Origin of the sequence: Variovorax frigidus (genome assembly GCF_051216515.1) — a bacterium.
Lineage (GTDB): Bacteria > Pseudomonadota > Gammaproteobacteria > Burkholderiales > Burkholderiaceae_C > Variovorax.
The window spans coordinates 252,263-258,897 of record NZ_JBPJZF010000009.1; the positions used below are offsets into that span (position 1 = coordinate 252,263).

At 65.8% G+C, this 6,635-nt stretch carries 5 protein-coding genes and 2 pseudogenes; 6 read left to right on the forward strand and 1 reads right to left on the reverse strand.

Annotated elements, in window-relative coordinates:
- The first annotated feature begins 4 nt into the window (after positions 1-4).
- Entirely contained in the window at positions 5-964 is a 960-nt protein-coding gene (locus ACSFBC_RS25935) for an STM4504/CBY_0614 family protein (protein ID WP_435513200.1), read from the forward strand.
- A 69-nt stretch (positions 965-1,033) separates the two neighbouring features.
- Here ACSFBC_RS25935 and ACSFBC_RS25940 read toward each other — a convergent pair.
- Positions 1,034-1,865: pseudogene (locus ACSFBC_RS25940) on the reverse strand (IS3 family transposase); the annotation flags it as partial.
- A 112-nt stretch (positions 1,866-1,977) separates the two neighbouring features.
- Here ACSFBC_RS25940 and ACSFBC_RS25945 point away from each other — a divergent pair.
- The 5 genes and pseudogenes from ACSFBC_RS25945 to ACSFBC_RS25965 all read left to right on the forward strand — a co-directional run.
- Positions 1,978-2,748 (forward strand): annotated as a pseudogene (locus ACSFBC_RS25945) (TolC family protein); the annotation flags it as partial.
- Positions 2,749-3,001: 253 nt separating this feature from the next.
- The gene (locus ACSFBC_RS25950) at positions 3,002-3,697 is read left to right on the forward strand and encodes an energy transducer TonB (protein WP_435513201.1); all 696 of its coding nucleotides are present in this window, start codon (positions 3,002-3,004) and stop codon (positions 3,695-3,697) included.
- A 1-nt stretch (position 3,698) separates the two neighbouring features.
- Entirely contained in the window at positions 3,699-4,235 is a 537-nt protein-coding gene (locus tag ACSFBC_RS25955; RefSeq protein WP_435513202.1) for an RNA polymerase sigma factor, read from the forward strand.
- Positions 4,225-5,283: a FecR family protein gene (locus ACSFBC_RS25960; protein ID WP_435513203.1), complete on the forward strand. Its 1,059-nt coding sequence runs from the start codon at positions 4,225-4,227 to the stop codon at positions 5,281-5,283. Before ACSFBC_RS25955 ends, ACSFBC_RS25960 begins: the two co-directional genes overlap by 11 nt.
- 179 nt (positions 5,284-5,462) lie before the next feature.
- A partial coding sequence (locus ACSFBC_RS25965; RefSeq protein ID WP_435513204.1) for a two-partner secretion domain-containing protein occupies positions 5,463-6,635 on the forward strand: 1,173 nt, incomplete at its 3' end.

Genomic DNA, 6,635 nt, shown 5'->3' on the forward strand with positions numbered 1-6,635 from the left:
TTTCATGGTGGTTCGAAAAAAACCTGAGGGGATGGCTTTGGGGGTCTTCGATCTGTTTTCTAAGCGGCAGAAGCGTGCTCGGGGCGAGATGCCGGATGTGTACGTTTACGACGAGCTACCGCACCCGCTGCGCGTGCAGATCGTTCATATCATCAGTGATGCCTTTGGAGAAGACGAGGCATTCGGCGGCAATAACCACGCTCTGAGTGCGTACGAGTTTGTAAAACAGGCCCTGTGCCGAGAGTTCGGCGTCTTTGAGCTGGTTAAGTACCCCAAGTCCAATCAAGACTCGGTATTCAATTTTTTCTTGCAGGAAGAATCGGCCGAGCGGGCGCTCGATGTCGTGGAACTGTGCTTCCGATTCATCCAAGCCATAAGCGAAGACCGTCAGTACCTGTATTACACCAAGCGGAAGATTGAGCCGGACGGTGCGATCGCAGAACTGAATGTTCGCTTCAAGGAACACGGCGTTGGGTATCAATTTGAGTCGGGCGAGATCATCCGAGTCGATTCCCAGTTCCTGCACGCTGAGGCAGTGAAGCCGACGCTCAACGTTTTGCGAGACAAGAGCTTCAAGGGTGCGAATGAGGAGTTTCTGAAAGCCCACGAGCACTATCGACACGGGCGCTACAAAGAGAGCCTTGTTGACTCGCTAAAGGCATTCGAAAGCACCATGAAGACGATTTGCAGTCTTCGCGGTTGGCCAATGCAGCCAACGGACACGGCGAAGAACCTGATCAGCATCTGTATGAGCAATGGCTTGTTTCCGTCGTACTTCGAGTCGCAGTTCTCGTCCATGCGCTCGCTGCTGGAAAGTGGCGTCCCGACCGTGCGTAACAAGAATGGCGGTCACGGGCAGGGTGCGGCGCCAGTCGCAGTGCCCGAATACTTAGCACGGTACACATTGAACCTCACGGCAACGACTATCCTTTTCATGGTCGAGGCGCATCAAGCTACGAAGTAGTCGATTGTCAAGACAACGCCACCGCGAAGGTGGCGTTGAATGCGGCATCACAAGGACTGAGCAAGGCGGGGTGCCTTGGTCGGTGTTGAAGATCTCCGGCGTGCCGTACCGGGTGATCGCCTCCTCGACGGCATCCGTGCAGAACTCGGTGTCCATCGAGATCGACACCCTCCAGGCCAGCACCCGGCGGCTGTACCAGTCGATCACCGCCGCCAGGTAGACGAAGCCCCGTGCCATCGGGATGTAGCTGATGTCCATCGCCCAGACCTGGTTGGCCCGGGTGACGGCAGCGTGCGCAGCAGGTACGGGTAGATCGTGCGCCCCGGGGCCTTCTTGCTGGTATTGGGCTTCCTGTACAGCGCCGTGATGGCCATTCGCCGCATCAGCGTTGTCATGTGCTTGCGGCCTACCACGACGCCTTCTGTTCGCAGCATGCGCGCTCCTGCGAGCGGCAGCTCCAGGTGCAACTCGTCGATGCGGCGCATCAGCTTGAGGTCACCATCGTTCACGGGCTTGGCCGTGTAGTACGCCGACCCTCGGCTGATGTTCACGAGTGCGGCCTGGCGCCGGATCGGTAGATCGTGGCCTCGATCGATCATCGCTTTGCGCTCGGCATGCCGGCCTTGATGAGCGCGCCTTCTAAAAAATCATTCTCCAGCGCCAACTGGCCGATCTTGGCATGCAGTCCCTTCAGGTCGATCGCAGGCTCTGCTGGCGACGGCTCGCCGCCGAACACGTCGGCCGCTCGCTTGAGCAACTGGTTCTTCCAGTCGGTGATCTGGTTGGGGTGCACGTCGTGCTGTTGCGCCAGTTCGGCCAGTGTCTTGTCGCCTCGAACGGCGGCCAGTGCCACCTTGGCCTTGAATGCCGCTGAGTGCGTGCGGCGAAGTCTTCTGCTCATCTTTGCTCCAATCTTCACAGGCGATATCCTCGCCAGCAGGAGCAGTTTCCACACTTATCGGGGTGTTCAGATTTGCGGGGCCAGCTCTGGGGCTGGCCGCCGAGCTGCAACCGAAGGCGCGCTCGCGCAGGTGCGGGCGTCCGTGCCGGTGCTGGAGGCCGGCCTGGAGGCCGCGATGAATGCCCTGGACGTGATGCTGGGCAGCGCGCCCGGCACGCATCGCGCGGAACTGGAACCGGCCGCTGCCATCCCCGTCGCGCCCCGCATCGATGGCGCCGGATCGCCCGGCGACCTGCTGCGCCGCCGACCCGACCTGATCGCGGCGGAACGGCGCCTGGCCGCTTCCAACGCCCGCATCGGTGTGGCCGTGGCCGAGTACTACCCGAAGTTCTCCCTGGGCGGAATGATCGGCAGCGCCACCTCGGTGTCCGGCGGCAACCTCTTCAGCAGCGGCGCGAGCCAGGGCGCGGGCATGCTCGGCCTGCGCTGGCGCCTGTTCGACTTCGGCCGCATCGACGCGCAGATCGAGGCCGCCAAGGGACAGGACGCGGAAATGCTCGCCGCCTACCGGCTGGCCGCGCTGCGTGCGACGGAGGACGTGGAGAACGCGTTCTCCGCACTGGTCAAGCGCGAAGCGCAGACCGCCCTGCTGGCGCAGGGCGAGGCGTCGTTCGGCCGCGCCAGAGGCGCTTCGTTCGCGGCCTACCAGAAAGGCGTCGTCAGCCTGATCGAGGTGCTGCAGGCCGACGAGAGCCTGCTGCGCCTGGCCGATGCCAGGGTGCAGGCGCAAACGGAATCGGCACGCGCGGCGGTCAGCGCTTTCAAGGCGCTGGGCGGCGGCTGGCAGCAGGAAGATGGGGGCGGGGCGGTTGCCCGGCGATAGCTGAAGCGGGATCGAACGGCCGGCCCAGGAGCGGCTAACAAAACACCTTGTGCCCGTACGGCAAGCTTTTCGCCCAGGGTGTGAGGAACAAGGGCGTCGGTCGCGACGGTGATCCGATCGGTGTCGCATGACGCATCAGCGAAGTTCCTTTTCTCGCGGCCTGCCCATCAAGTCATGGGATGGTCACTGAACATCTCTAGCATCCGGTTCGACATGCCCTTGGGCGGCGGTCCTCGCCAAGCGTATCGACCTCATGCGGCATGAATTTGCTTTCTCTTTCTTTCAGGCGCGTTTCGCGCTTGCGGCCTGCATGGCGGTCGCAGCCATGACCGCCACCGCGCAAACTGCACCCCTGCGTTTCGACATCGCGAGCCAGCCACTGGCCTCCGCACTGGAGCAGTACGGATTGCGCACGGGCCTGCCAGTGTTTTTCGATGCGGTGCTGGTGGCGGGACGCCATTCGACGGCCATAGCGGCTCTGGCGATGCCGGATGAGGCGCTGGGCTTGCTGCTCGAGGGGACGGGCCTGGAGGCCGACTATGTCGGCACCGGATCCGCGGCCGCCTTCGTGCTCAAGCGCGTGTCCCCCCAGAACGCCGCCGCCGCCGATGCGGCCGTCGCGGTCACCGACGCCGTGTCGCCGCGCGCGCATCGCCACTACGACGGCCTCGTGCAGACGCGCATCTGGGAGGCCTTCTGCGGCAACCCGCGGACTGCCCCAGGCGCCTACCGCGGCGCCATGCGGTTCGTGGTCGATGGCACGGGCCGCATTGCCAACGCCTTCCTGCTTCACACCACCGGCGATCGGGGGCGTGACGTCGCCATTCTCGACACGCTGCGCCAGGTGCGCATCGATCGTGCGCCGCCGCCCGACATGGCGCAGCCGTTGACGATGCTGATCCTGCCGCGTTCGCAGACAGCCGGCCGCGACTGTCCGGAGCGAGACTGAGATGCCCGACAACGCGCTGCCGGCGCTGCGCAGTTTCCTGGTCTCGCGCTACGACGAGCTCAAGCAGCGGCTCGCACGGCGGCTCGGAAATGCCGAACAGGCCGGCGATGCCCTGCAGGACACCTGGCTGCGCCTGGAAAGTCGTGACGACGTCGAAGGCGTGCGCGACCCCGCGGCATACCTGCTGCGCGTGGCCGTCAACCTGGCCTACGACCAGTCGGGCAAGCAGAGCCGTCTGGTCACCCGCGACGAGATCGATGCGCTGCTCGACGAGGTCCCCGACTCCGCGCCCGGGCCCGCGCAGATCGCAGAAGACCGCTCGGAGATGGCCGCACTCGTCTCGCTCATCGCGCGCATGCCGGCGCGTCGCCGGCAGATCCTGGTGATGGTGCGTTGGGAGCACCTCCCGCAGCGCGAGGTGGCGGCGCGCCTGGGAATCTCGCTGCGCACCGTCGAGAAAGAACTCAAGGAGGCGCACGACTTCTGCGCCGCACGCATGGGGCGTTTGCCCGCCGCATCGGGGTCCCATGAAAAATAAGCATGCGGTTCCCAAGGTGCCCGACCGTCCTATGGACATGAACACTCAGGGCGAGTCCGCCGAATCTGTCGATGCCGCGCAGGCGCAGCGTGAAGCGCAGGCTTGGCTGCGCAAGCTCACCTCCGGCGCGGCCACTCAGCGCGATCTCGACGGCTTTCGCCGCTGGCAGGCTGCGGGCCCCGCGAATGTGCAGGCCTTTCTGGAGGCGAAGCGCCTCTGGAAGGCGCTCGATCCGGCCATCGGCCAGATGATGGCGGAGCGTCCGGCGCTGCTGGCTGCGCATCGGCAGACCGGGCACCGGACCGTGCTTCCTCGTCGCGCCTTCCTGGGGGCGGCCACCGGAGCCATCGGCGCGGCGGGTGTGGTGGCGATGGTGAATCCGCCGTGGGCCCTGTGGCCTTCCGCCAGCGAATGGCGCGCGGATTTCCGCACCCGCACTGGCGAGCAGCGCACCTTGGCGCTGGCCGACGGTGTCGCGCTCGTGCTCAATACCCAGACCAGCGTACGTCGCAGGACGCTCGATGGGCGCACGGTGGGGATCGACCTGATCGCGGGCGAGGCGGCCGTGGATCTTTCTTCCGCATCCGTTGCAGCTGCGCCGACCTTTGGCGTGGTGGCCGGCGCGGGCCGCATCGAGTCCGACGCCGGCCGTTTCGAAGTCCGCTACCTCGACGGCAGCGCTTGCGTCACCTGCATCGAAGGCCGGGTGCGCGTCGCGCATGCGCTGGGAACGCAACTGCTGCGTGCAGACCAGCAGGTGGTGTACGACGCGGACTCGATCGGCTCCCCGGTCGACATCCGTCGTGTCGACGCCGCCGCGTGGCGCGACGGCGTACTGGTGTTCCGCCAGACGCCGCTTTCGGGCGTGATCGCCGAGATCAACCGCTACCGTCGGGGACGGGTGGTGCTGCTGGCGCGGGGGCTGGCCGATCGTGCCGTGAGCGGGCGCTTCGCCATCGCCTCGCTCGACACCGTGCTGGTCCAGATCCAGCGCTCGTACGACCTCGGTGCGCGCGTTCTGCCGGGCGGCATGCTGCTGCTTAGCTGATGTTTGTGACAACTTGATTGGCCCGCGTGCCGAGTCGGGATTGAATGAAATAGCGGGTTTGCCGGCGTGTTCCGGTCTCTGGGGAAGAGGTACGGATTCTTCCGTTCCAGTGCATTTCCTTCTTTACCGGGCGCCAGATGAATACACACGAGGGACACCGCAGCCACCAGCTGGCTGCAGTGCAAGCGAGAAACTTCCGCATTTCGCCGTTGGCTCAGGCCGTGGCCTGGATGCTGGCCGCTGGCGCCGCCTCGACCGTCGCCTTTCCGGCCCACGCGCAGCGCGCCCTCGGCACGGCCTGGTTCAACGCAAAAGGCGTGAGTCAGAACACGGCCTTGCAAACGGGCCGTCTGCCCAACGGCATGCCGGCCTCGAGCCTGACGAGCCCGCTCGGGCAGCAGCAGAAGGCCAATGAGCAGTTGCAGCGCTCCATCGGCAACCTGAACCTGGCCGCACGCGGCATCGCGGCGCAGCAGGCGGCGCAGGCTGCCGCCCGCGCGGCGGCACTCGCGGCCGGTGGCGGCGTCCCCGACGGCCTGACCGAGGGCGGCCTGAAGGTCGACACCAACGCGCTGACCGCGGGCTGGCACAACGCCAACGCCCCGGAGCCTTCCCAGGTCGACGGCCGCACGAACATCGCCATCCAGCAGACCGCGGACAAGGCGATCCTGAACTGGGAGACCTTCAACGTCGGCAAGAACACCACGGTCGATTTCAAGCAGCAGGCCGACTGGGCCGTCCTCAACCGCGTCAACGACCCGGCCGCACGCCCCTCGCAAATCCAGGGCCGGATCAAGGGCGACGGCACGGTGCTGGTGGTCAACCGCAACGGCATCGTCTTCAATGGCACCAGCCAGGTCGACACGCGCAACCTCGTGGCCGCCGCCGCCGAGATCGACGACGGCCAGTTCAAGACCAGCGGCATCTATAGCGCCAACGCCGCCCAGCCCAGCTTCACCAACGCCCAGGGCAAGGTAGAGGTCCAGGCCGGTGCCCGGATCGCCACGCTGGCCCCGAAGACTTCCACCGAAGGCGGTGGCTACGTCCTGCTGCTGGGCAGCGAGGTGCACAACGCGGGCGACATCGCTACGCCCAAGGGCCAGACCGCACTCGCGGCCGGCGACAGCTTCGCCATCAGGAAGGGCGTGGGCACCGATGGCAACCTGGCCTCGACCACGCGCGGCAACGAAATCACCCCGCGGTTCAGCGCCGACAGCCTCTCCGGCAAGGTCACGAACACCGGCCTGATCGTGGCCCGTGAAGGCGACGTGACGATGGTCGGGCGCGACGTCCGGCAAAACGGTGTTGCACTCGCCACCACCACCGTCAACACGCGCGGCACGGTGCACCTG

Coding starts and splice junctions, on each gene's coding strand:
- ACSFBC_RS25935 (WP_435513200.1), top strand. CDS start 5: ATGGTGGTTCGAAAAAAACCTGAGGGGATGGCTTTGGGGGTCTTCGAT.
- ACSFBC_RS25950 (WP_435513201.1), top strand. CDS start 3,002: ATGCGGCATGAATTTGCTTTCTCTTTCTTTCAGGCGCGTTTCGCGCTT.
- ACSFBC_RS25955 (WP_435513202.1), top strand. CDS start 3,699: ATGCCCGACAACGCGCTGCCGGCGCTGCGCAGTTTCCTGGTCTCGCGC.
- ACSFBC_RS25960 (WP_435513203.1), top strand. CDS start 4,225: ATGAAAAATAAGCATGCGGTTCCCAAGGTGCCCGACCGTCCTATGGAC.